This window comes from Streptomyces sp. NBC_00016, from assembly GCF_045040885.1.
GTDB classification, from domain to species: Bacteria; Actinomycetota; Actinomycetes; order Streptomycetales; family Streptomycetaceae; genus Streptomyces; species Streptomyces coriariae.
Genome location: NZ_CP108304.1, coordinates 4,606,356 through 4,629,778, shown reverse-complemented (window position 1 = coordinate 4,629,778; position 23,423 = coordinate 4,606,356). Strand labels below are relative to the sequence as shown.

At 71.0% G+C, this 23,423-nt stretch carries 19 protein-coding genes; 9 read left to right on the top strand and 10 right to left on the bottom strand.

What is annotated here, in order from left to right; genetic code table 11:
• The first annotated feature begins 42 nt into the window (after positions 1 to 42).
• Entirely contained in the window at positions 43 to 885 is an 843-nt protein-coding gene (locus tag OG933_RS20455; protein WP_405628274.1) for an MBL fold metallo-hydrolase, read from the top strand.
• Here the strand turns inward: OG933_RS20455 and OG933_RS20450 are convergent.
• Positions 882 to 1,709 carry a nucleotidyltransferase domain-containing protein gene (locus OG933_RS20450; RefSeq protein ID WP_405628271.1) on the bottom strand — a complete coding sequence of 276 codons (828 nt, stop codon included), beginning with the start codon at positions 1,707 to 1,709 and terminating at the stop codon, positions 882 to 884. The two genes, OG933_RS20455 and OG933_RS20450, sit on opposite strands and share 4 nt — an antisense overlap.
• Positions 1,710 to 1,843: 134 nt before the next feature.
• The gene (locus tag OG933_RS20445) at positions 1,844 to 2,518 is read right to left on the bottom strand and encodes a Crp/Fnr family transcriptional regulator (RefSeq protein WP_020129286.1); all 675 of its coding nucleotides are present in this window, start codon (positions 2,516 to 2,518) and stop codon (positions 1,844 to 1,846) included.
• 329 nt (positions 2,519 to 2,847) lie between these two features.
• On the opposite strand from OG933_RS20445, the gene nth reads away from it, so the two are divergent.
• The 3 genes from nth to OG933_RS20430 all read left to right on the top strand — a co-directional run bounded on the left by nth (position 2,848) and on the right by OG933_RS20430 (position 6,157).
• Positions 2,848 to 3,813 (top strand): endonuclease III, encoded by a 966-nt coding sequence (gene nth / locus OG933_RS20440; protein WP_405628269.1) that lies wholly within the window; start codon positions 2,848 to 2,850, stop codon positions 3,811 to 3,813.
• Between the two features lie 328 nt (positions 3,814 to 4,141).
• Entirely contained in the window at positions 4,142 to 4,837 is a 696-nt protein-coding gene (locus OG933_RS20435; protein WP_314224956.1) for a CoA pyrophosphatase, read from the top strand.
• Positions 4,838 to 4,957: 120 nt separating this feature from the next.
• A complete protein-coding gene (locus OG933_RS20430) occupies positions 4,958 to 6,157 on the top strand; it encodes a MarP family serine protease (protein WP_362522418.1) in 1,200 nt (399 codons plus the stop codon).
• An 80-nt stretch (positions 6,158 to 6,237) separates the two neighbouring features.
• Here the strand turns inward: OG933_RS20430 and OG933_RS20425 are convergent, their stop codons facing one another.
• The 6 genes from OG933_RS20425 to OG933_RS20400 all read right to left on the bottom strand — a co-directional run bounded on the left by OG933_RS20425 (position 6,238) and on the right by OG933_RS20400 (position 14,733).
• Positions 6,238 to 6,420 carry a hypothetical protein gene (locus OG933_RS20425; protein WP_078615678.1) on the bottom strand — a complete coding sequence of 61 codons (183 nt, stop codon included), beginning with the start codon at positions 6,418 to 6,420 and terminating at the stop codon, positions 6,238 to 6,240.
• A 127-nt stretch (positions 6,421 to 6,547) separates the two neighbouring features.
• On the bottom strand, positions 6,548 to 7,498 hold the full coding sequence (locus tag OG933_RS20420) for an alpha/beta fold hydrolase (protein ID WP_405628266.1): 951 nt from the start codon (positions 7,496 to 7,498) through the stop codon (positions 6,548 to 6,550).
• Complete coding sequence (locus OG933_RS20415) at positions 7,495 to 7,983, bottom strand: phage holin family protein (RefSeq protein ID WP_054241806.1); 489 nt, start codon at positions 7,981 to 7,983, stop codon at positions 7,495 to 7,497. The genes OG933_RS20420 and OG933_RS20415 overlap by 4 nt, the downstream gene beginning before the upstream one ends.
• Before the next feature lie 98 nt (positions 7,984 to 8,081).
• Positions 8,082 to 9,539, bottom strand: coding sequence for a Na+/H+ antiporter NhaA (gene nhaA / locus OG933_RS20410; RefSeq protein ID WP_362522420.1), 1,458 nt, complete (start codon positions 9,537 to 9,539; stop codon positions 8,082 to 8,084).
• A 170-nt stretch (positions 9,540 to 9,709) separates the two neighbouring features.
• Positions 9,710 to 11,668, bottom strand: coding sequence for an acetate--CoA ligase (gene acs / locus OG933_RS20405; RefSeq protein WP_405628264.1), 1,959 nt, complete (start codon positions 11,666 to 11,668; stop codon positions 9,710 to 9,712).
• Positions 11,669 to 11,943: 275 nt separating this feature from the next.
• Positions 11,944 to 14,733 carry a SulP family inorganic anion transporter gene (locus tag OG933_RS20400; RefSeq protein WP_405628261.1) on the bottom strand — a complete coding sequence of 930 codons (2,790 nt, stop codon included), beginning with the start codon at positions 14,731 to 14,733 and terminating at the stop codon, positions 11,944 to 11,946.
• 336 nt (positions 14,734 to 15,069) lie between these two features.
• On the opposite strand from OG933_RS20400, the gene OG933_RS20395 reads away from it, so the two are divergent.
• Positions 15,070 to 16,353 (top strand): hypothetical protein, encoded by a 1,284-nt coding sequence (locus OG933_RS20395; protein ID WP_405628258.1) that lies wholly within the window; start codon positions 15,070 to 15,072, stop codon positions 16,351 to 16,353.
• Between the two features lie 150 nt (positions 16,354 to 16,503).
• On the opposite strand, the gene OG933_RS20390 is transcribed toward OG933_RS20395, so the two are convergent.
• Positions 16,504 to 17,484, bottom strand: coding sequence for an ATP-binding protein (locus OG933_RS20390; protein WP_405628257.1), 981 nt, complete (start codon positions 17,482 to 17,484; stop codon positions 16,504 to 16,506).
• A gap of 101 nt (positions 17,485 to 17,585) precedes the next feature.
• On the opposite strand from OG933_RS20390, the gene OG933_RS20385 reads away from it, so the two are divergent.
• Entirely contained in the window at positions 17,586 to 18,410 is an 825-nt protein-coding gene (locus OG933_RS20385; RefSeq protein WP_405628254.1) for an oxidoreductase, read from the top strand.
• 418 nt (positions 18,411 to 18,828) lie between these two features.
• On the opposite strand, the gene OG933_RS20380 is transcribed toward OG933_RS20385, so the two are convergent.
• On the bottom strand, positions 18,829 to 19,662 hold the full coding sequence (locus OG933_RS20380; protein WP_054241799.1) for an HAD family phosphatase: 834 nt from the start codon (positions 19,660 to 19,662) through the stop codon (positions 18,829 to 18,831).
• Between the two features lie 572 nt (positions 19,663 to 20,234).
• On the opposite strand from OG933_RS20380, the gene ssd reads away from it, so the two are divergent.
• The 3 genes from ssd to OG933_RS20365 are packed head-to-tail and all read left to right on the top strand — an operon-like array spanning position 20,235 to position 23,405.
• Positions 20,235 to 21,347, top strand: a complete 1,113-nt coding sequence (gene ssd, locus OG933_RS20375; protein WP_405628251.1) for a septum site-determining protein Ssd — start codon at positions 20,235 to 20,237, stop codon at positions 21,345 to 21,347.
• A complete protein-coding gene (locus OG933_RS20370) occupies positions 21,344 to 22,552 on the top strand; it encodes a TadA family conjugal transfer-associated ATPase (protein WP_405628248.1) in 1,209 nt (402 codons plus the stop codon). Before ssd ends, OG933_RS20370 begins: the two co-directional genes overlap by 4 nt.
• Positions 22,545 to 23,405, top strand: coding sequence for a type II secretion system F family protein (locus OG933_RS20365; RefSeq protein WP_405628245.1), 861 nt, complete (start codon positions 22,545 to 22,547; stop codon positions 23,403 to 23,405). Before OG933_RS20370 ends, OG933_RS20365 begins: the two co-directional genes overlap by 8 nt.
• Positions 23,406 to 23,423 lie beyond the last annotated feature (18 nt).

The following is a 23,423-nucleotide window of genomic DNA, read 5'->3' as shown; positions in this document are numbered from 1 at the left end:
TCCGCCCAGCCCTCCGCCCAGCCCTATGGAAGGCCCCTTCGCATGACCGACGCAGCCGCTCTCCCCGGCCAGCCGCGAGGCGGAGTCCTCTCCGGCCCGGCCACCCCGCGCGCGGTCAACGTCCTCGCGCCGAACGCGTCCGCGATGACCCTGGACGGCACGAACACCTGGATCGTCTCCGAGCCCGACTCCGACCTGGCGGTCGTGATCGATCCGGGCCCGCTGGACGACGGCCATCTGCGCGCGGTCGTCGACACCGCCGAGCGGGCCGGCAAGCGCGTCGCCCTGACCCTGCTGACGCACGGCCACCCCGACCACGCCGAGGGCGCCGCCCGCTTCGCCGGGCTGACCGGCACGAAGGTACGGGCCCTGGACCCGGCGCTGCGGCTGGGCGAGGAGGGCCTGGCCGCCGGGAACGTGATCGCGGTGGGCGGCCTGGAGCTGCGGGTCGTCCCGACGCCCGGCCACACCGCCGACTCCCTCTGCTTCCACCTCCCGGCCGACCGGGCCGTGCTGACCGGCGACACGGTCCTCGGCCGTGGCACGACCGTCGTCGCGCATCCCGACGGCCGCCTGGGCGACTACCTGGACTCCCTGCGGCGGCTCAGGTCCCTCGCGGTCGACGACGGCGTCCACACCGTCCTGCCGGGTCACGGGCCGGTCCTGGAGGACGCACAGGGCGTCGTGGAGTTCTACCTCGCCCACCGGGCCCACCGCCTCGCCCAGGTCGAGACGGCCGTCGAGAACGGCTACCGCACTCCCGCCGAGGTCGTCGCCCATGTGTACGCCGACGTCGACCGCTCCCTGTGGCCGGCCGCTGAGCTGTCCGTGCGGGCGCAACTGGAGTACCTGAGGGAGCACGGGCTCATCCAAGGGCCGGCCTAGGGCTCCTCCGGCCTGGCGGCCTTCACGCCGTGCACGCGCGCGTACTCCTCGGCGAGCCAGGGGCCGAGGTCGTCGACGTAGGACGAGAGGACGGCGCGGTCGCCGCTCGGCTCGTACCCGAGGACGGCCGCCGCCCGTAGCTGCTCCGCGCGCTGCGGGTAGTAGGCGCCGAAGGCCTCGGCCATCTCGTGCAGGTCGCTCGTCCAGCCGTTCCAGCGGGGCATGACGAGCGTGAACGCGGTGCGCACGAGGCGGCGGGACATGAACCGGACGAGAGGCCGCAGGGCCTCCTCGGAGTCGCCCGCCGAGGCGATGCGATCACGCCAGCGCGGCAGGAGCAGGGCGAAGTCGCCGTTGGTCTCGCGCGCGAGCAGGGAGTCCGGGCGGTAGCGGGGGAGGTATGCGGCGAGGTCCTCCCCGAGCAGCGGCGTGCACAGGCACGCCAGGAACCACCCCAGGTCGTACCTCTCCAGGTCGCTCAGCACGCGCGCGTGGCCGACCAGCAGAGTGCCGCCGCCGTCGATCTGCGGGAACTCCTTGTCGAGGGTCTCGTCGAGCGCACGGGCGTCGGCGCGGTCCGCGTCGGTCGGCTCCTCATGCAGGACCACCAGAAGGTCCAGATCGCTGCGGCCCTCGTGCGCGGTACCGCGCGGAATCGACCCGTAGAGGTACGCGCTGTGCAGCCGGGCTCCGAAGACGCCCGGGATCCGGTCCCGAGCCGCCACGACGACGGACCGGAACGCGTACGGCACGCGCGCGAGGGAGCCTTCACGGGCGATGCAGCCCCGGGAGTCGAGACCCCTGTGAGGAACCGTTTCGGTCATAGGGTCACTGTGCACCGAGAGGCGTGGGAAGCCGCCGCATTTTCAGCGCCGGTCAGGGCCGTGCAGCCCGTCCGGCGCTCGAGGACGAGGCCCCGTTCAGGCCCCCTTGCGCACCGGACGGCCAGGACCGAGCGTCAGCGCGACCGCTTGGCCAGTCGCTCCACGTCCAGCAGGATGACCGCCCGCGCTTCCAGGCGCAGCCATCCGCGCTGGGCGAAGTCCGCCAGCGCCTTGTTCACGGTCTCGCGCGACGCGCCGACGAGCTGGGCCAGCTCCTCCTGCGTCAGGTCGTGGACGACGTGGATGCCCTCTTCGGACTGCACGCCGAAGCGGCGCGAGAGGTCCAGCAGGGCGCGGGCCACGCGGCCGGGGACGTCCGAGAAGACCAGGTCGGACATGGCGTCGTTGGTCTTGCGCAGGCGCCGGGCTACGGCGCGCAGCAGTGCGGTGGCCACCTCGGGCCGGGCGTTCAGCCAGGGCTGGAGGTCGCCGTGACCGAGACCGAGGAGCTTGACCTCGGTGAGGGCGGTGGCCGTCGCCGTGCGCGGACCCGGGTCGAAGAGCGACAGCTCTCCGATGAGCTCGCTGGGACCCACCACGGCCAGCATGTTCTCCCGGCCGTCCGGGGAGGTGCGGTGGAGCTTGACCTTGCCCTCGGTGACGACATAGAGCCGGTCGCCCGGGTCGCCCTCGTGGAAGAGGGAGTCACCACGGGCCAGGGTCACCTCGCTCATGGAGGCGCGCAGTTCCGCGGCCTGCTCGTCGTCGAGTGCCGCGAAGAGCGGGTTGCGCCGCAGAACGTCGTCCACGAGTTCTCTCCTTGTCGACCTGCTCAGGGGATCTTGCTCCCCCGCTTACCAGGGGACCGTGTTCCCCATTTTGCTGGACGGTCCAAACAGTGTGATCTGTCACAAGGATGCCGCACACGTGTCCCGAGGTAAGCGGCAGGGGTCCAATTGGGGGCCGATCTTCAGGGTCCGGGGCGGATGTCGGTGCCGGGCTTTAGGCTGGCCGAGTGTCCAAAACGCCGGTGAGAGCACAGGCCAAGGGGGCTGGGCGGGTGGTTGTACGTCGCGTTTCCGCTGTGGGCGAACAGGACCCCGGCGGTGGTAGGAAAACGGCAAAGGTGACAAACGAAATGCCTGCGAAGAAAGCGGCCGACAGCGGGAAAGAGGCCGACAGCGGGAAAGCAGCCGTCGAGAAGGTCGCGGCCGGTCGCGGTGCGAGCAAGGCCCCCGCGGACAAGGACGCCGTGAGCAAAGGTGCCGCGAGCAAGGGCGCGAGCAGGAGCGCGAGCAGGAGCGCGAGCAAGGGCGCCGTTGTCGGGAAGCCCGAGTCCCACACCGCTCTCGTCCGCCGTGCCCGCCGCGTCAACCGCGAGCTCGCCGAGATCTACCCCTACGCCCACCCCGAACTGGACTTCGAGAACCCCTTCCAACTGGTGGTCGCCACGGTCCTGTCCGCCCAGACCACCGACCTCCGGGTGAACCAGACGACCCCCGCCCTCTTCGCCAAGTACCCCACCCCCGAGGATCTGGCCGCCGCCGATCCGGAGGAGGTCGAGGAGATCCTCCGCCCCACCGGCTTCTTCCGGGCCAAGACCAAGTCGGTGATGGGTCTCTCCAAGGCCCTCGTGGAGGAGTTCGGCGGGGAGGTCCCGGGTCGGCTCGAGGACCTGGTCAAGCTGCCCGGTGTCGGTCGCAAGACCGCCTTCGTGGTGCTGGGGAACGCGTTCGGCCGGCCCGGGATCACCGTGGACACACACTTCCAGCGGCTCGTACGGCGCTGGAAATGGACCGAGGCGACCGAGCCCGACAAGATCGAGGCGGCCGTCGGCGCGCTCTTCCCCAAGAGCGACTGGACGATGCTCTCGCACCACGTGATCTTCCACGGCCGCCGTATCTGCCACGCCCGCAAGCCCGCCTGCGGCGCCTGCCCCATCGCCCCGCTCTGCCCGGCGTACGGCGAGGGCGAGACGGACCCGGAGAAGGCGAAGAAGCTCCTGAAGTACGAGAAGGGCGGCTTCCCCGGCCAGCGCCTGAACCCGCCCCAGTCCTACCTGGACGCGGGCGGCAGGCCGGCCCCGCCGCTGGGGGCCGGATGACGGAAGAGCGGACGGCGGCCCGGCCCGAACGGGCCGCCCGGCCCGAGCAGGCTGCGCGGACCGACGAGGGACGGGCCGACGAGGGACGGACGGTCGGCGCGGGGCGCCCCGGCCTACGCAGGCCCGCGACCCGTGCGCCCCGCACTACCCGCAGGGCACGCACGACCTGCAGGGCACGCATGGCCCGCGCGACCCGCGCGACCCGCGCGACCCGCGCGACGCGAATGACCCGCAGGACACACAGGACACACGCGTTCGGGGGACGGTCCGCGGAACGATCTGTCGGTTCCCGGGCGTTGGACAGGGCAGAACGGGGGGTGGTGCGACGATGACACGCGCGAGCAACACGCAGGGCGGTGCGGTGACGCTCAGCAAAGAGGGTCTGCCCGCCTGGCTGGACCCGGTGGTGCACGCCGTGGAGACGGTCCAGCCGCTCCAGCTCAGCCGCTTCCTGCCCCCGGAGAACGGCGCGGGGCGCCAGTCGGCCGTCCTGATCCTGTTCGGCGAGGGCGAGCGCGGTCCCGAGCTGCTGCTCATGGAGCGCGCCAGCTCCCTGCGCTCGCACGCGGGCCAGCCCTCCTTCCCGGGCGGTGCCCTCGACCCGGAGGACGGCGACCCGCACGGTGACGGGCCGCTGCGGGCCGCCCTGCGCGAGGCCGAGGAGGAGACCGGGCTCGATCCGGCCGGCGTCCAGCTCTTCGGCGTGCTGCCCAAGCTCTACATCCCGGTCAGTGGCTTCGTCGTCACCCCGGTCCTGGGCTGGTGGCGCGAGCCGAGCCCGGTCGGCGTCGTCGATCCGGCGGAGACGGCCCGCGTCTTCACCGTTCCCGTGGCGGATCTCACGGACGCGGAGAACCGCGCCATGACCGTGCACCCCAGTGGCCACCGAGGCCCGGCATTTCTGGTCGAATCCGCCCTTGTATGGGGTTTCACGGCCGGGGTGATCGACCGCCTGCTGCACTTCGCGGGCTGGGAGCACCCCTGGGACCGCGAGAAGCAGGTCCCGCTCGACTGGCGGTCATGACAGGGTGTCCACCGTGCTGTGTCTGCCCGGGGGAAGCTCTGCCCCATCGCCGCTTCGCGGCGGGTCGGACCCCCGGCCGACCTGTGGTGACCGCGAAATGATGAGGCGAGGCGCGAAGCGGTGAACGTGCTGGACATCCTGTTGTTGGTTGCGGCCGTCTGGTTCGCGGTCGTCGGCTACCGCCAGGGCTTCGTCGTCGGCATCCTGTCGGTGATCGGTTTCCTGGGGGGCGGCCTCGTCGCCGTCTACCTGCTGCCCGTGATCTGGGACGCGCTGACCGACAACTCCGAGGTGAGCACCACGGCCGCCGTCGTCGCGGTCATCGTCGTGATCGTCTGCGCCTCGATCGGTCAGGCCCTCACCACCCACCTCGGCAACAAGCTGCGCCGGTACATCACCTGGTCCCCGGCCCGCGCGCTGGACGCGACCGGCGGCGCGCTGGTCAACGTCGTGGCGATGCTGCTGGTGGCGTGGCTCATCGGGTCCGCCCTCGCCGGCACCACCCTGCCCACGCTGGGCAAGGAGGTCCGTAGCTCCAAGGTGCTGCACGGGGTGTCCGACGCGCTGCCCGACCAGGCCGACACCTGGTTCGCCGACTTCTCCTCCGTCCTCGCGCAGAACGGCTTCCCGCAGGTCTTCAGCCCGTTCTCCAACGAGCCGATCACCGACGTCCAGCCGCCCGACCCGGCCCTGGCGAACAGCGCGGTGGCCAAGCGCGCGCAGCGTTCCATCGTCAAGGTCATGGGCACCGCGGAGAGCTGCGGCAAGGTCCTGGAAGGCACCGGCTTCGTCTTCGGCGAGCGCCGCGTCATGACCAACGCGCACGTCGTGGGCGGCGTCGACGAACCCACCGTCCAGATAGGCGGCGAGGGCCGCAAGTACGACGCCACGGTCGTCCTGTACGACTGGAAGCGCGACATCGCCGTCCTGGACGTACCGGATCTGGACGCGCCCGTGCTGCAGTTCACCACCGAGGACGCGGTGAGCAGCGACGACGCGATCATCGCCGGGTTCCCGGAGAACGGGTCGTACGACGTCCGTGCCGCGCGTGTGCGTGGTCGCATCACGGCCAACGGTCCGGACATCTACCACCGCACCACCGTGCGCCGTGACGTGTACTCGCTGTTCACGACGGTCCGTCAGGGCAACTCCGGAGGACCGCTGCTCACCCCCGACGGCAAGGTGTACGGCGTGGTCTTCGCGAAGTCCCTCGACGACGCCGACACCGGCTATGCCCTCACCGCGGACGAGATCAAGCAGGACATCACCGAGGGGCGTACCGCGGGCCAACAGGTGGACAGCGACAGCTGCGCCCTTTGAGAAGCCGTCAGGAGCACCCCGCTGAAGGGGGGTCGCACAAGGGGGCCCGCACAAGGCCCCCTCGGCGATCCTCTGCCGGGTCAGCCTCGAGGGTGACGCAGGCGGACCGAGACCCAGCGGGCCCGGCGGCGCAGGATGCGCGGAATACCCACCCGGAGGTCTGAGCCCGGCAGTTGCGGGTCGGCACCTCGTTGGTGGGGGCTCAGGCCGTTGGCCGAGCGGCGGTTGCGTGGTGCGTCACTGTAGTCGTGCGTCCAGCCCATACACCGACGTCTGCCCCTGCCCCAAGGTCGATAACCGTTCTCAGAGCGGCCAATTGGCCTATGCGCCGGGCATTTGGCTGTTCGTCGTACAGACGTCCAGAACCGGGTACCGGGCGCGATGGCGCGGTCACCGATCGGGCTCGGGATCCTTCAGCCAATTGACCAGTTCGGTGGAGAAAGCGACCGGATCCTCCTCGTGCGGGAAGTGGCCGAGTCCGTCGAACAGCCGCCAGCGGTACGGCGCTTCGACGTACTCCCCGGAGCCGGCCGCGCTCCGGGTGCGCATCACCGGATCGAGGGACCCGTGCAGATGCAGCGTGGGCACGCGCACGGGCCGCTTCATGCGCCGGTAGAACTGGACGCCGTCCGGCCGGGCCATCGAGCGCACCAGCCACCGGTACGGCTCGACGGCGCAGTGCGCGGTGGAGGGGATGCACATGGCGCGCTGGTAGGTCGCCACCGCCTCGTCCTCCGGCAGCCGCGGCCCGGACCAGTCCCGGATCAGCCGGCCCACCAGTTCGCCGTCGTCGGCGGTGAGCTGCCGCTCGGGGATCCACGGCCGCTGGAACCCCCAGATGTGGGAGCCGGCCGTCGTCTGCCGGACGTCGGCGAGCATTGCCGAGCGCCAGCGCCGGGGATGTGGCATCGAGGAGACGACGAGCCTGCGGACGAGCTTGGGGCGCATCACGGCCGCCGTCCACGCCAGGTAGCCGCCCAGGTCGTGGCCGACCAGCGCGGCGTCCGGCTCGCCGAGGGAGCGGATCACGCCGGTGATGTCGAGGGCGAGGTTGGCCGGGTCGTAGCCGCGCGGCGTACGGTCGCTGCCGCCCACGCCCCGCAGGTCCATCGCGACGGCCCGGAAGCCCGCGTCGGCCAGCGCGACCAGCTGGTGCCGCCACGTCCACCAGAACTGCGGGAAACCGTGGACGAGCATGACCAGCGGACCGTCGCCGACCTCGGCGATGTGGAAGCGGGCACCGTTCGCGGCGACCTCGCGATGGGTGACCTGCACGCCGCAGACGGCGTCCGGCCGTACGACCGAAGCGGGCTGGGCCGGAGGAGTGGCGGGGTCCGTCATGACGACGAGCGTGCCACAGCCTCGATGGCCTCCGGGACCCGGTCCTGCGGCAGCTCGGGCCGCGGGTGCGGCTTGGCGTTCTGGAGGACGCCCGCCGAGGCCTTCATCGACGCGGCGACCTTCTGCGGGCCCTTGCTCTTCTGCGCCTTCTTCGCGAAGACCACGCCGATCAGGACGAGGACGAGCGCGATGAGCACGTTCGCCGCGAAGGAGAGCAGGAAGCAGATCGCCAGGTTCCAGTCGCTCCAGGTCCGAATGCCGTACGCCAGGGCGAAGTTGAGCATCGGCAGGGAGAACAGCAGGACCGCGCCGGCCACCGAGAACGCCCCACCGCTCGTCGCTCCCCGTTTGACGTCCTGCTTCAGCTGCGCCTTCGCCAGCGCGATCTCGTCGTGCACCAGCGCAGACAATTCGGTCGTCGCCGAGGCGAACAGCTGGCCGATGCTGCGTTCGGCGCCGACCGGGCTGCCGTCGGGTGCGCTCATCGCGTTCTCCCTCTTCTGCTGCTGTGCTGCTTCTGGCTTCTTTTGTACCGTCCCGTCAGATCATGCCGGACGGCTGCCCTCCCCGCCTGCCCCGCCCGTCACTTCGGTAGGCCCGTGGCGCGTGTCGGCCCCTCCCCGGGCTCCTCCTGGGCCTCTCCGAGAGCCCCCTCGCGGCCGCTCTCGCGGGCGATCCCCTCGGCTCGGCGGCGGTGCTCGGCGGCCTTGCGGTCGTAGATCTCCGCCATCCGCAGGTGGTACGCCGGGTCGTCCTCCTCGTACACGTCCGGGATGCCGTCGAGGTCGTCGTCGCGCTCCTCGGCCTCCCACATCCGGCGGTATTCGGCGTTGCGCAGCTTCAGCAGGACCGTCGCGAGGGTCGCCGCGATCAGCGAGCCGATCAGGACGGCGGCCTTGACCTCGTCGGTCAGGACCGCGTCGCCCTCGAAGGCGAGCTCCCCGATCAGCAGCGACACGGTGAAGCCGATACCGGCGAGGGCCGCGACGGCGAAGACGTCCGCCCAGGCGAGGTCCTCGCTCAGCGAGGCGCGGGTGAAGCGGGCGGTCAGCCAGGTCCCGCCGAAGATGCCGATCGTCTTGCCGACGACGAGACCGAGGACGACGCCGAGCGTCTCCGGCTTGCCGAAGACGTCCCCGATCGCGTTGCCCGAGATCGCCACACCGGCGCTGAACAGGGCGAACAGCGGCACCGCGAGCCCTGCGGAGAGGGGCCGGACGAGGTGCTCGATCCGCTCGCCCAGGGAGTGCTCCTCGCCCTCGCGCGTCGTGCAGCGCAGCATCAGGCCCATCGCGACACCGGCGATCGTGGCGTGCACGCCACTGTTGTACATCAGCGCCCAGATGACGAGCGCGAGGGGGATGTAGACGTACCAGCCGGTCACGCCCTTGCGCAGCAGCAGCCAGAACACGATGAGGCCGACGGCCGCGCCGCCCAGCGCCACGAAGTCGATGGTGCTCGTGAAGAAGACCGCGATGATCAGGATCGCGAACAGGTCGTCGACGACCGCGAGAGTGAGCAGGAAGGCGCGCAGCGCGCTCGGCAGGGACGTGCCGATGACGGCGAGCACGGCGAGCGCGAACGCGATGTCGGTGGCCGTGGGCACCGCCCAACCGGCCAACGAGCCACCGCCGCTGAGGTTGGTGAGCGTGTAGACGAGCGCGGGTACGGCCATTCCGCACAGCGCGGCCGCCACGGGGAGCGCGGCGGCCCTGGGGTCCTTGAGGTCACCGGCGACGAGTTCTCGCTTGAGTTCGATACCGGCGACGAAGAAGAAGATCGCGAGCAGGCCGTCGGCCGCCCAGTGCGCGACGGAGAGGTTCAGTCCGAGGGCGGCGGGTCCGAAGTGGAAGTGGCTCACGCTCTCGTAGCTGTCGTGCAGCCCGGGTGCGTTCGCCCAGATCAGCGCCGCGACGGCGGCGGCGAGCAGCAGCACACCGCCGACTGTCTCGGCGCGCAGCGCCTCCGCGACGAAGTTCCGCTCGGGCAGGGACAGCCGTCCGAAGACCTTGCGGGGAGCGGTGTTGCGGGGCGCGGACACGGTGGGGGCCTCCGGTCGGTGGGCAGCAGTGAGCACATGCCGACCAGACTTCCCGGCGCACCTTTTTCTTTAGCCTACCTAAAGTGCGCCAGGAGGAATCCGGTGATCCCCACGGTAGGGGTGAAAGGGGCACCCGGCGCGGTGTCGTCGGGTGCCCTTCCCTGACCTGGTCAGTCCTCGCTGGGTGCGGCCGGGAGCTTTGCCTGGATGAGGTCCATGACGGTGGAGTCGGTCAGTGTGGTGACGTCCCCGAGCTGGCGGTTCTCGGCGACGTCGCGCAGCAGTCGGCGCATGATCTTGCCGGAGCGGGTCTTCGGAAGCTCCGCGACCGGCATGATCCGCTGGGGCTTGGCGATCGGACCGAGGGTGGTGCCGACGTGGTTGCGCAGGTCGGCGACGAGGTGTTCGTCCTCGGCGTTGGCCGTGCCGCGCAGGATGACGAAGGCGACGATGGCCTGGCCGGTGGTCTCGTCGGCGGCGCCGACGACGGCCGCCTCGGCGACGGCAGGGTGGGAGACGAGCGCGGACTCGACCTCGGTGGTGGAGATGTTGTGGCCGGAGACGAGCATGACGTCGTCGACGCGGCCGAGCAGCCAGATGTCGCCGTCGTCGTCCTTCTTCGCGCCGTCGCCGGCGAAGTACCTGCCTTCGAAGCGTGCCCAGTAGGTGTCGAGGAAGCGCTGGTCGTCGCCCCAGATGGTGCGCAGCATCGACGGCCAGGGCTCGGTGAGGACGAGGTAGCCGCCGCCGCCGTCGGGCACCTCGTTGGCCTCGTCGTCGACGACGGTGGCGGAGATGCCGGGCAGCGGCCGCTGTGCGGAGCCGGGCTTGGTGGCGGTGACGCCGGGCAGCGGCGAGATCATCATCGCGCCGGTCTCGGTCTGCCACCAGGTGTCGACGATCGGTGTCCGGTCGCCGCCGATGTGCTTGCGGTACCAGATCCATGCCTCGGGGTTGATCGGCTCACCGACCGAGCCGAGCACGCGCAGGGAGGAGAGGTCGAACTTGGCGGGGATGTCGTCGCCCCACTTCATGAACGTACGGATCGCGGTCGGCGCCGTGTAGAGGATCGTCACCCCGTACTTCTGCACGATCTCCCAGAAGCGGCCCTGGTGCGGGGTGTCCGGGGTGCCCTCGTACATGACCTGCGTCGCGCCGTTGGCCAGCGGCCCGTAGACGATGTAGGAGTGCCCGGTGACCCAGCCGACGTCGGCGGTGCACCAGTAGACGTCCGTTTCGGGCTTCAGGTCGAAGACCGCGTGGTGGGTGTAGGCGGTCTGCGTGAGGTAGCCGCCGGAGGTGTGCAGGATGCCCTTCGGCTTACCCGTGGTACCCGACGTGTAGAGGATGAACAGCGGGTGCTCCGCGCCGAACGCCTCCGGGGTGTGCTCGGCCGACTGACGCTCGACGATCTCGTGCCACCACACGTCACGCTCGCCGTTCCAGGCGACGTCCTGGCCCGTGCGCCGTACGACGAGGACATGCTCGACGTTGCCCGCGCGGTCGGCGGCGTCGTCGACGGCCGGCTTCAGCGCGGACGGCTTGCCGCGCCGGTATCCGCCGTCGGAGGTGATGACGACCTTGGCGTCCGCGTCCTGGATACGGGTGGCCAGCGCGTCCGCCGAGAAGCCGCCGAAGACGACCGAGTGCGCGGCGCCGATGCGGGCGCAGGCCAGCATCGCGATCGCCGTCTCGGGGATCATCGGCATGTAGACGGCGACCCGGTCGCCCTTCTGCACCCCCAGCTCCAGCAGGGCGTTGGCGGCCTTCGACACCTCGTCCTTGAGCTCGGCGTAGGTGATGGCGCGGCTGTCGCCGGGCTCGCCCTCGAAGTGGATGGCGACCCGGTCCCCGTTGCCGGCCTCCACATGCCGGTCGACGCAGTTGTAGGCGACGTTGAGCTCGCCGTCCTTGAACCACTTGGCGAACGGCGGGTTCGACCAGTCCAGCGTCTCGGTCGGCTCCTTGGACCAGGTCAGCCGGCGCGCCTGCTCGGCCCAGAAGCCGAGCCGGTCAGCCTTGGCCTGCTCGTACGCCTCCGCCGTGACGTTGGCGTCGGCCGCCAGATCGGCGGGCGGCGCGAACCTGCGTTCTTCCTTGAGCAGGTTGGCCAAGGATTCGTTGCTCACGACATCTCCCTCTCGAAGGGTGTCCGTGTCCGTTGTGTCCCAGGCCACAGCTCATCAGACCCAGGGGTCCGGTGACAAGGCCCGACCAAAAATTGGTTTAGACCTGTAGGGGTCGCCGCTTCTCGACCCCGTTTTACGGTGGCCGGAGGCCGACCCCTGGATCGACCCAGGGGTCATCCGTACCCACGGACACGGAGCGGACGGAGTTCAGCCGGTGTAACGCCTTTCACATCCCCGCCCGCCGCCGCCGAGACATCGGGAGGCGTCGCGCCGGTTCAGGCCGGCACGCCCGCCTCTCCCACATGACCGAACAACTCGCCGTCGCCCGAGGCCGCCTCGGTGAGCAGGTACGTCTGTGCCTCACCCACGTGGAAGTACAGCCCGTGCAGCTCCAACGCCCCGCTCCGCAGGGCCTGGGTCACCGACTCGTGGGCCCGTAGGTGCTCCAACTGCTGGACCACATTGGTCAGGCAGAGCTGCTCGACCGCGTCCACCGGCGCCCGCCCGGCCAGTCGGGCGCGGGGACGGCCGTCGTCGGCCATCCGCTCCAGGCTCGGCACACCGTGCCGCAGCCACCGCTGCAACGGGGTCCGCGTACCGCCCGGTTCGGTGTCGAGCAGTGCCTGCATGGCGCCGCACCCGGAGTGCCCGCACACCGTGATGGACCGCACCTTCAACACGTCCACCGCGTACTCGATCGCGGCCGCCACCGAGTCGTCCCCGCTCTCCTCACCGGGCGGCGGCACGAGGTTGCCGACGTTGCGCACCACGAACAGGTCGCCCGGACCGCTGGAGGTGATCATCGACGTGACCAGCCGGGAGTCGGCGCAGGTGAGGAAGAGCTGAGTGGGCCGCTGCCCCTCCCGGGCCAGTCGCGCCAGCTCACCCCTCACCAGCGGTGCGGTGTTGCGCTGGAACGCGCTGATGCCACGCACCAGTTGATGCTCACCCGGCTCGACGGACGCCCCTGGCTGCCTCCCCTCGCCCGGCTGGCCTGGCCGTTCCGGCTGTTCCGGCCGGCTCGGCTGCGACGGCCGCTTCGGCTTTCTTGGCTTGGTTGACTCGGCGGACTCTGTCGTCTCCCTCTTTCCCCTCCTCTGGGCAGCTTCGGGCGCCCCTGTCGCTGTCGCTTCCGCTGGACGTGCCGCGTCGGTCGACTCTGCAGGCTGCGCTGCCAGTGATGTCGGTGTCGGTGCCGGGGTCGATGCCTGTGGCGTCTGTGGCGTCTGTGGCGTCTGCGGGGTCTGTGTCGTTTCCCGTGGTACTTCGCACTGGTGGTTGCGCCACGGCGTCCAGGGGCGGCAGCGGCAGTCGGCGATCGGAACCTCACCGGCGTGAACGTGATCGAGAGCTGGGGGAGCGGTCGAGCCACCTTCGCCGGTGTCGAGGCCGGCGCCGGTGCTGGTGGCGAGGCCGGTTCTGGTGCCGGTGCCGATACTGCTGCGGGAGCCGACGCTTGCCTCGATTCCCGCCTCGGTTTCCGCCTCGACGTCGGTACCGGTGTCGAGGCCCGTGCTGGAGCGGCGGCCGGTCAGCTCGACGGAGCCACCCCGGGCGGTGTGTGTCTTCTGCCAGTCCTGCAGGGCCTCGTACGCCGCATGGTCCATGAAGGAGCCGTCCAACTCGACGACGACATGGGTGGCTTGGGGTACGAGATGCAGGATGCGGCTCAGCCGCGGCACGGCGAGGAACGTCAACTGGCCTCTTACGTGTACGTGATGGACTCCTTCCTTCTCGTGGTGTGTGATCCGGGTGCGGGCGAGGCGGTGCAGGGCGACGGCGACGGCCACGGCGATGCCGAGCGTCACGCCCTCCAGGACGCCGAGGACGACCACGCCGAGGGTGGTGACGGCGTACACCAGCACCTCACGGTGGCGGGTCACCGTGCGAATGTGGTGCAGGGACACCATCTGGATGCCGACGGCCATCACCAGGGCGGCGAGTGAGGCGAGCGGGATGAGATCCAGGATCGGGACCATCAGCAACGCGGCGACTACTACGAGAACGCCGTGCAGCATCGTCGAGTTCCGGCTCACGGCACCGGCTTGGACATTTGCCGAACTGCGCACGGCCACGCCCGCCACCGGCAGCCCGCCGAGTGCTCCGGAGACGATGTTGGCCGCGCCCTGGCCCAGCAGCTCGCGGTCCAGATCGGAGCGGCCGACACGGGTGGAGCGGGCGCTGAGCAGGTCCGGCCGCGAGGCGATCAGCTTGTCCACGGCGACCGCGCCGAGCAACGACTGCACGCTGCACACCAGAGTGGTGGTGAGGACGGCGGCCATGAGTCCGAGCACCGGTCCCTCGGGCAGCCCCGCCAGCGCGTGACTGCTCCAGGACGGCAGGTCCACCTTGGGCAGGGTGAGGCCCGCGAGCGCGGCGATGGCGGTGGCACCGGTGACGGCGACGAGCGCGGCGGGGACTCTCTGCACCAGGCGGCCCACCCGGCCGGGGATACGAGGCCAGAGCAGCAGCAGGGTCAGAGTCAGCGCGCTCACGGCCACGGCCGCCGGCTGCAGTCCGGCCAACTGGGCGGGCAGAGCGCGGAGATTGTCGAGGACCGAGCTCTGGGGGGTGCCGCCGAGAACAACGTGCAGTTGGGCGACGGCGATGGTGACGCCGATGCCGGCGAGCATGCCGTGCACGATGGCGGGGCTGACGGCGAGGGCGGTGCGCGCCACGCGCAGACAGCCGAGACCCAGCTGGGCGAGTCCGGCGAGGACGGTGATGGCGCATGTCGTCCGCCAGCCGTAGCGCTGGATGAGGTCGGCGGTGACCACGGTCAGGCCTGCCGCGGGGCCGCTGACCTGGAGCGGCGCACCGCCGACCCACCCGGTGACGATCCCGCCGACGGCGGCGGCGACGAGACCGGCCTGGAGGGGCGCGCCGGTGGCGAGGGCGATGCCGAGGGACAGGGGCAGGGCGATCAGGAAGACCGCGATCGAGGCGGACACGTCCGCGCCCGCGATGCGGAAGCGGCGGTGCGGGCCCGGTGGGGGGCTGTGGGTCGGGTGGATGCGCTCGGTGCGCTTCGAGTGGTCGGTGCGGGTGGGGGCGCAGGCGGACATGGTTCCCGTCTCCTCCGGGGCAGCGCGGTCGCGGAACATGTGGTCCCCCGGTTGGGGCGGGGGCGGTCGCGGCCGTGGGTCACGGCGTGCAGCGGCGGGATGAAAATCAACGCTCGGTAAACAGATCGTAATGCAGAGTAAAGGCCAAGCATGGATTTTTGCGGCAAATGGGGCAGGTAATCACCCCCGAGAGTGAAGTGGTCTTTTTGTCGGCTTGTCGTACTAATTCCTTCTCGACTCCATGCGACCTTGACGGCGCTGCCGGCTCGTCCCGGCGCGTCACCAGAGAACGCCCTCGTCGGCGTTGGCCGAGAGAAGGAAGAAGGTGGGCGGAAGATGGCCGCCACCCAGAGGATCGCCGCGGGCGCAGTGGTCGCCGCGGCTGTCGCCGCATCGCTCGCCGGTTGCGCGACGGGAACCGGGGGTTCCCACGGTTCCGGGGAGGGGGTGCCGGGCCCGCAGAAGGCCAAGCCGGCACCCGCCGCCCCCAAGAGTGTCGTCCGCCTGATCGGCGACGGCTCCACCGCGTACACCGGGGCGCAGCCCCACCTGCCCCGCCCCGAGCGGCTGAAGCCGGGCCAGAAGCCGCCGCAGTTCGTGGTCTTCTCCTGGGACGGCGCGGGCGAGGACAGCCAGAAGCTGTTCTCCCACTTCCGCCAGGTGTCCAAGGCCAACCACGCGACGATGACGTACTTCCTCAGCGGCGTGTACATGCTGCCGGAGGAGAAGGCCGACCTGTACCGGCCGCCGCAGCACTCGCCGGGCCGTTCCGACATCGGCTTCAACGACGAGCAGGGCATCGCCGACACCGTGAAGCAGCTGCGTCTGGCGTGGCTGGAGGGCAACGAGATCGGCACCCACTTCAACGGCCACTTCTGCGGCAAGAACGGTGGCGTCGGTGAGTGGTCGATCGAGGAGTGGAAGGACGAGATCGACCAGGCCAAGCGGTTCGTGAGGACCTGGAAGACCAACACCGGCATGAAGGACGCGGCTCCGCTGCCCTTCGACTACGACAAGGAACTCATCGGCGCCCGCACCCCCTGCCTCGAGGGCCAGAAGAACTTCATGAAGGCCGCCCGCGAGCTGGGCTTCCGCTACGACACCAGTGGCGTCAACAACCAGGTGTGGCCCGGCAAGAAGCAGGGCCTGTGGGACCTGTCGATGCAGCTCGTGCCCTTCCCCGGCCACTCCTACGAGCAGCTCACCATGGACTACAACTTCATGGTCAACCAGTCCGGCAGCACCAGTCAGGGCGACCCCGGCAAGCGCGCGTTCTGGGGTCGCCAGATGCGTGACGGCCTGCTCAAGGGCTTCGACCGCGCCTACTACGGCAACCGCGCACCGCTGATCATCGGCAACCACTTCGAGTCCTGGAACGGCGGCACGTACATGCGCGCCGTCGAGGAGGTCGTCGAGAACGTCTGCAACAAGCCGGACGTGCGCTGCGTGTCCTTCCGCCAGCTCGCCGACTGGCTGGACGCCCAGGACCCGAAGGCCCTGGTCAAGCTGCGCACGCTGGAGGTCGGCGAGTCCCCGAAGCCCGGCTGGGCGTCCTTCCTGTCCGGCAGTCCGGCCCCGGCCCCGAAGGGCGTGCCCGGGGCTCCGGCGGTCAGGCAGTAGGCGCCCGACCCGACGGGCGCCGCAGCCAGGTGGTGACCCGGCGGCAACCTTCACCGACAGGATCCGTCACGCCGGATCCGTCCCGCGGAGGCCGTCGCACGGGGGCCATTGCACGGAGGCCGTCATACAAAGGCCACCACACAGAGGCCGTCACACGGAGGCTGTGAGGCTTTCGCCGAGGACGAATCCGGGGTCGACCTGCGCCGCCAGGTCGACTCCGGTCCGTTCATTGCCCCAGGACTCGGCGTTCTTCAGATGGAAGTGCACCATCTGCCGTGTGTAGCGCTCCCAGTCGCGCCTTTGGTACGCAGAGTCGACGGTCGTCCGCAGCAGGCGCAGGGCCTGGCGGTTGGTGTCCTCCAGGAGCTCGAACCGGGGCGGCCGGCCCTTCTCCATGGCGCGCACCCAGTCCGAGTGGCCGACCGTCACGAGCAGGTCGTCCCCGACCTCGGCGCGCAGGAAGTCGACGTCGTCCTGGCCCTGCACCTTGTTGCCGACGACCTTCAGCTCGACGCCGAAGTCGCGGGCGTACTCCTTGTACTGGCGATAGACGGAGACTCCCTTCCGGGTCGGTTCGGCGACGAGGAACGTGATGTCGAAGCGGGTGAACATGCCGGAGGCGAAGGAGTCCGAGCCGGCGGTCATGTCGACCACGACGTACTCGTCAGGGCCGTCCACCAGGTGGTTCAGGCACAGTTCCACCGCTCCTGTTTTGGAGTGGTAGCAGGAGACCCCCAGGTCGGCGTCCGTGAAAGGGCCGGTGACCATCAAACGGACGGCGCCGCCGTCGAGTTCCACCGGCCGGGCGCAGGCGTCGTACACCGGGTTGTTCTCGCGCACCCGCAGCAACCGGGAGCCCTCACCGGGCGGTGTTGTCTTGATCATCGTCTCGGTGGAGACGACACGGGGGTTGGAGCCGCGCAGGTAGTCCTTGATCAGCGGCAGCCGGTCGCCCATCGCGGGCAGCCCGGCAGCCTCCGCGTCGTCGAGGCCGAGAGCGGGCCCCAGGTGCTGGTTGATGTCCGCGTCGACCGCGATCACGGGCCCGCCGTCGGCGACGAGGTGGCGGATGAACAGGGAGGACAGGGTGGTCTTGCCGCTGCCACCCTTCCCGACGAAAGCAATTTTCATGTTCACAAAGGGTAGTGCGGTGATTGCCGTGCGTGGCACGCGTGCGTGAAGAAGACCACTCCTTCGTGGGGTGCCCGCGCAGGTTGCGTAGTGTCGTACTCATGAGTACGACAGGCGCGTCCGCCGATCCGCTCGCGGCCCTGGGCTCCCTGCCCGGTGTGGCCGAGTCCGTGGAGACCATGCGCAAGGCCGTGGACCGGGTCTACGGCCACCGTGTCATGCGTCGCCGCAGCACCGAGATCACCTCCGAGGCCGCACTGCGCGGCGCCCGCGGCTCGGCGGCACTGTCCGGCGCGGACTGGGCACTGGAAGAGGTGCGACGGCGCTCCGACTTCGGTGCCGACGACGAGGCGCGTGTCATGGGTGCGGCGCTGCGGCTGTCCGCCGAGGCGGGCCAGTTGCTGTCCATCTGGCGGCAGTCGCCGCTGCGGGTGCTGGCGCGGCTGCATCTGGTGGCCGCGGCGACGAGCGACGACGAGGTCGGCCGCCCGCGACAGGCCGGTGAGAAGGTCGACGAGCCGCTGATCGAGCTGCCACTGCCGAGTGCCACCGAAGTGGCCGGCCGTCTTGAGGGCCTGTCCGAGCTGATCATCGCGGGAGGCTCCGCGCCCGCCCTGGTGACGGCCTCCGTCGTTCATGGCGAGCTGCTGGCCCTGCGCCCGTTCACCTCCCACAACGGCCTGGTCGCGCGGGCCGCCGAGCGCATCGTCCTGATCGGCAGTGGCCTCGACCCCAAGTCGGTCTGCCCGGCCGAGGTCGGGCACGCCGAGTTGGGGCGGGCGGCCTATCTGGCGGCCCTGGACGGCTACGTCTCCGGCGCCCCGGACGGCATGGCGGCCTGGATCGCGCACTGCGGCAGGGCGGTCGAGCTGGGCGCCCGCGAGTCGACGGCGGTGTGCGAGGCGCTGCAGCGCGGGGCGGCGTGAGCCTCACGCGCGCGTGAGACGCGGGTACGGAAAAGGCCCCCTCGCGGGGGCCTCGCAAAGGGTTGCGGCGGTACGAGTTCTCGTACCGCCGCTGGCATGCTCACCCGGTTACCAAGCGTCCTCGATATATTGCCCATCAGGCCGGGAACTTTGCCCGTGACCTGGTGCGGCTGGCCCGTAATCGACGGGTCGACGTCGCGTGGGTGCCCAGTGGTCATGCGCGGTCCGTGGGGCCAAATGCGTTATTAAGGTGATCCTCTCGGATGTCCTTGGTCTCGCGGGCCGTTAAGTCCTTTGTACTCCTGGACCCCGGCAAGCGGAAGTGCTGGCACCAGTTCTTTGCTTTTGTTCCCAAATGGGTTTTAAACGGGCGTCCCTGAGGGGTGACGAGCCGCCCCGCCCCCACGCGGGGGCGCCTTCAGACGGCCGCCGCCCGGCGTCGGTTCGCGTACCAGACGAGGCCCGCGGTGGCCGCCGCCGCTCCTATCGCCGCGGCCGCGACGAGCGCGGGGCGGGGCGGTACGGAGAACGACGGAATCCGCTGCTTGAGGCGCACCGGCCGGTGGAAGTCGAGAATCGGCCACCCGCGTGCGACGGCCTCGCGCCGCAGGGCCCGGTCCGGGTTCACGGCGTGCGGGTGCCCGACCGCCTTCAGCATCGGCAGGTCGGTCGCCGAGTCGCTGTAGGCGTAACAGCGGGAGAGGTCGTAGCCCTCGGACCCGGCCAGCTCCTTGATCGCCTCCGCCTTCGTCGGGCCGTAGGCGTAGTACTCCACCTCGCCGGTGAAGCAACCGTCCTCGCCCACGACCATGCGGGTGGCGACCACGCGGTCCGCGCCGAGCAGTTCGCCGATCGGCTCGACCACCTCGGCGCCCGACGTGGACACGATGACCACGTCACGGCCGGCCGTGTGGTGTTCCTCGATCAGGGAGGCGGCCTCGTCGTAGATCAGCGGGTCGATCAGGTCATGAAGGGTCTCGGCCACGATCTCCTTCACCTGTTGGACGTTCCAGCCGCGCACGAGGGCGGACAGGTACTCGCGGGTCCGTTCCATCTGATCGTGGTCCATACCGCCCACGAGGAAGACGAACTGGGCGTATGCGGTCCGCAGGGCCGCCCTGCGGTTGATCAGACCGCCTTGGTAGAAGGACTTGCTGAAGGTGAGCGTGCTCGACTTCGCAATGACCGTCTTGTCCAGGTCAAAGAAGGCCGCTGTGCGGGGCAAGGAGTGGTTTTCCACAACCATGAGCATAGGGGCAGCCCATTCGGCGTAAGGTGGGCGCGTGGGTTTGCCTGAGAAGGCTCTCGGGTACACCATGGAAGTCACGGATCGTTCGCGACCGTGCTAACGCGGTCCGACTCCTCCCCCCCCGAGTCGGCCGTGAAGGCGACCCCCGCTCTCCCCCCCGGCGGGGGTCGTCGCATGTCCGGGCGGGTTTTCCAGTTCTGAACGCGGCTACTGCGCCGCATCGAGGCGGCTGCGGCCGCCTCTTTTGTTTACCCTCTCGCTGTCACTGTGCGTAGTCGTCGGACTCCTCTGCGGAAGTCGCACAGCAGATGGTGCGGGGCTCACCGGTATGGGTGACAGCGATATTCACAACCACCCGCTTGTCCACAGTTTTCCACCAAGATCCACACGATTTCCGGGCCCACTGCACCGTGATTCCAACGCGTCCGCTCGGGCCGGCTTCACATGGCCGGTTCCGATTGCCGGGGGCGTTCGGCCGGATTCTGTCGGCCGTTCATATGGAGACCGGCTGCCGGTTCTTCACACGTTTGGGAATCGCGGGACCGCAGCGACTGCGCGCCCCGCAGTGAAGGGGGATGGAAATCGTGACCGGAGCCGTCACACACGACCCGCCGCCCACCACCGGAGGCGGACCGGGCAAACCACTGATCGTCACGGAGGACGCGGGACTCCTCGACGACCTGCTGCGCCTGTGTGCCGCCGCCGGCGCCACACCGGAGGTGCACCACTCGGTGCCGGAACGCCGGGGGAGCTGGGAGTCGGCGCCACTCGTCCTGGTCGGCGACGACGCGGTACGCCGTGTCCGCGGGGCCGTCCGCAGGCGCGGAGTGGTCCTCGTCGGCCGCGACCAGGACGACTCCGGGGTGTGGCAGCGCGCCGTGGAGATCGGCGCCGACCACGTCCTGATGCTGCCCGACGGCGAACAGTGGCTGGTCGACCGCATTGCCGACGTCGCCGAGGGCGTCGGACGGCCCGCCCTCACCGTCGGCGTCATCGGCGGACGCGGCGGCGCCGGAGCCTCCACGCTCGCGTGCGCCCTCGCCGTCACCTCCGCGCGAGAAGGGCTGCGCACCCTCCTGGTCGACGCCGATCCACTCGGTGGCGGGCTCGACGTCCTCCTCGGCGGCGAGAGCACGGAAGGGCTGCGCTGGCCCGCGTTCGCCGCCTCACGTGGGAGGGTCGGCGGCAGCGCCCTGGAGGAGTCGCTGCCCAGGCTGCACTCCTTGCGGGTGCTCAGCTGGGACCGGGGCGACTGCGTGGCCATCGCGCCCCAGGCCGTACGCGCGGTGCTGGCGGCGGCCCGGCGCCGGGGCGGCACGGTCGTCGTCGACCTCCCGCGCCGCATCGACGACGGCGTCGCCGAGATCCTCGCCCAGCTCGACCTCGGGCTCCTCGTGGTCCCCGCCGAACTGCGCGCCGTCGCGGCGGGCAAGCGCGTGGCCTCCGCCGTCGGCATGGTGCTGCGCGACCTGCGGGTGGCGGTGCGCGGCCCCTACGCGCCCGGACTCGACGACAGCGAGGTGGCCCGACTGCTCGGCCTGCCGTTGGCTGGCGAGGTGCCCGTCGAATCGGGGCTGCTGCGCCCGGACGGCGGCAAGTCACCGCCGGGCGCGACGCCTCGCGGACCGCTCGCGCGCTTCTGCAAGGAGTTCTGGGAGCGCGCGCTCACCGAGGCGGGTGGCTCATGAGCACGCCGGCCGGCCTCGAACGGGCGAAGGCGACGGGGACGCTGCTCGACGGCGTACGGCAGTGGCTCGCCGACACCGGCGCCGAACCGACGCCCGCGCGCGTGGCGCAGGCGCTGCGCGAACAGGGGCGGGTCCTCGGGGACGCGGAGGTCCTCGGCGCGGCCGAGCATCTACGGTCCGAGCTGATCGGCAGCGGGCCTCTGGAACCCCTGCTCACCGACCCCGGGGTGACCGACGTACTGGTGTCCGCTCCGGACCGGGTCTGGGTCGACCGGGGCGGCGGTCTGGAGCTCACCGGCGTCTCCTTCCCGGACGCCGCGGCCGTACGGCGCCTCGCGCAGCGTCTGGCCGCCGTGGCCGGACGGCGCCTGGACGACGCGCGGCCCTGGGTCGACGCCCGGCTGCCCGACGGGACGCGACTGCACGCGGTGCTGCCCCCGGTCGCCGTCGGCTGCACCTGTCTGTCGCTGCGCGTCGTACGGCCCCGGGCGTTCACGCTCGGCGAGCTGGTGGCCGCGGGCACGGTGCCGCCGGGCGGCGACAGGGTGCTGCGGGATCTGATGCGGGCGCGGCTGTCCTTCCTGGTCAGCGGCGGCACCGGCAGCGGCAAGACGACCCTGCTGAGCGCGCTGCTGGGCCTGGTCGGGCCGGGGGAGCGGATCGTGCTCGCCGAGGACTCGGCGGAGCTGCGACCGGATCACCCGCACGTCGTCCGCCTGGAGACCAGACCCGCCAACCAGGAAGGCGCGGGGCTCGTCACCCTCGAGGACCTGGTGCGGCAGGCCCTGCGGATGCGGCCCGACCGGATGGTCGTGGGCGAGGTGCGCGGGCCGGAGGTCGTCCACCTGCTGGCCGCGCTCAACACGGGCCACGAGGGCGGCTGCGGGACGGTCCACGCCAATGCCGCCGCGGATGTCCCCGCCCGGCTCGAGGCGCTGGGCACGGCGGCCGGGCTCGACCGGACCGCGCTGCACAGCCAGTTGGCGGCGGCCCTGTCGGTGGTCCTGCACCTGGTACGCGACCCCGCCGGGCGGCGGCGGATCGCCGAGGTGCACGTGCTGGAGCGGGACCCGTCCGGGCTGGTCCGGACCGTACCGGCACTGCGGTGGCGGGCGGACGCCTTCGCCCACGAGCGGGGATGGGAGCGGCTGCGGGAGTTGCTGCGGGGCGAGGCGAGCGAAGGGAGGGGCGGACGTGATGAGTGAGATGCCGATGGCTGCGGCCGTGGCCTGTGCCGGAGCGGCGGCCTGGCTGATGGGCGGACCGTACTCAGGGGCCGGACGGGCGCAGTTGCTCCTGGCCGGAGGCGGCGTGGCCGGCAGCGCGCCCCCGCCATGGCGGCAGCTCACCGGCGAGCTCCGCAAGCTCCGGGGACGCTGGCGACCCGAATGGTGGGCACCGGTCGCCGGACTGGTCCTGGCGCTGCTGGGCGGTTCGGTGCTGCCGGTGGTCGCGGGCGCGGCCGGGGTACCTCTGCTGCGCCGAGTGCGGCATGCCGCCGAGACCCGGCGGGCGGGGGAGCGCCGAGGCGACGCGGTGATCGCGCTGTGCGCGGCGCTGGCCGGGGAGGTGCTTGCCGGCCGGCAGCCGGGGGAGGCGCTGCGACGGGCCGCGCAGGACTCCGGAGGACTGGGCGCCGCGCAGCCCTCGGTGTTGGCGGCGGCACGGTTCGGCGGCGACGTGCCCAAGGCTCTCGCGGTCGCCGCCCGGCAACCGGGTGCCGACGGCCTGCTGGGACTCGCCGCGTGCTGGCGGGTGGCCGTGGACCAGGGCGCCGGCCTCGCCGCCGGACTCGACCGGCTGGAGGCGGCGTTACGCGCGGAGCGCGATCAACGTGCCGACCTGCGTGCTCAGTTGGCCGGTCCGCGCGCCACGGTGGTGATGCTCGCAGGGCTGCCGGTCCTGGGCCTTCTGCTGGGCGCCGCGCTCGGAGCGGACCCGCTGCACGTCCTGCTGCACACCGGAGCGGGGCTGGGCTGCCTGCTCGTCGGCGGAGTGCTTGAGGGCGTGGGGATGTGGTGGGCACTGCGGATCGTCCGCCACGCGGAAGCGAAGTGAGCGTGACGAGAGGGAGGT